General features: G+C 53.6%; 2 protein-coding genes. Both read left to right on the top strand.

Annotated features, from left to right (window positions below):
* On the top strand, positions 1–354 hold a 354-nt coding region (locus KGB23_RS30100; protein WP_223433705.1), incomplete at its 5' end, for a transposase.
* Positions 355–398: 44 nt separating this feature from the next.
* On the top strand, positions 399–1,184 hold the full coding sequence (locus KGB23_RS30095) for an IS3 family transposase (RefSeq protein WP_317851638.1): 786 nt from the start codon (positions 399–401) through the stop codon (positions 1,182–1,184).
* Positions 1,185–1,223: the final 39 nt, after the last annotated feature.

Below are 1,223 nucleotides of genomic sequence, written 5' to 3'. Positions count from 1 at the left end.
TGTAGTGGTCGAATATTTTTGGACCATGATGTAGGAGCGTCGACTTTAGGAATCATCATGGGATATCGGGTTGTTACATCTGAGGAAAAAGCGGAGGCGATCCGTTTGGTTGTGGAGATGGATTACTCCATACCTAAAGCCTGTGAAGCTACCGGTGTTGGCCCTACAGCCTTGCGCCGCTGGGTTTTGCGTTGGCGGCGAGAGCAGGAAGGGATGGTGCAACCTCCTCGACTGCAGGATCAGGAACTGATCGAGTCGCTTCAGGCGAAATTGGCGCTACTCGAAGCTGAGAACCAAGTGCTAAAAAAGCAATTGCCCTCTCATCTAAAGGTTCTGTTTGGTCGAACCAAGTGATTGATGGCGTTAGAGGCGCGATGTCGATTAGGCGTATGTGCTCCGTGTTCGGTCTGGCCCGCAGCAGCTATTACGTGAAGCGCAAACCCGAGCTGCTGCTACCTGCGCAGCGATGGCTGGGGCGCAAACTCCGCGCGTTGCATAGGGAGCATCGCGAAGCATTAGGTACTCGCGGGCTATCCAAAGAATTAAGAAAAGAAGGCATTTTCATTGGCCGCTATCGAATGCGCACCTTGATCAAGACCTTCGGTTTGCACCGGCGTAGGCCTCGTTACGCCCATTATCGCCGTGCGACGAAGCCGGCAGTCGCTGCACCGAACATACTTGATCGTCGTTTCAATCCGGCCCGGCCTGACACGCTTTGGGCAGGCGATATCACTTACATCAGAGTGGGGAACGGCTGGTTGTATCTGGCCGTGGTGATGGACCTGTTTTCACGCAGGATCGTGGGGTGGGCTTGCTCGCGAACCGCTGATACTGAGCTGTCTATGAAGGCACTTAAGCTGGCAGTGGCGTTACGCCGTCCGATGCCTGAGTTGCTATTTCACTCAGACCAGGGCTGCCAATATACCGCTGATCGATTTGTTGCATGTCTGGCAGAAAACCGGATCGTTCAGAGCATGAGTCGTCGAGGAAACTGCTGGGATAACGCGGTGGTCGAGCGCTATTTCAGGACGTTGAAGCACGATTGGATGCCAGAAAACGGCTACCAAAATCATTTCGAAGCGGAGAAGGATGTGATGGGCTTCATCTCACATTACAACCATCGCCGTTGCCATTCCGCTTCGAACCACCTGCCGCCTGCGCTGTTTGAGCAGCAAGCGGCTTAATGCTCCTACAGAGCGGTTCAAAAAAACTGAACCACTACA

Source organism: Pseudomonas sp. GL-B-26, assembly GCF_019947405.1.
Taxonomy (GTDB): domain Bacteria; phylum Pseudomonadota; class Gammaproteobacteria; order Pseudomonadales; family Pseudomonadaceae; genus Aquipseudomonas.
This window is presented reverse-complemented; position numbering and strand designations above follow the sequence as displayed.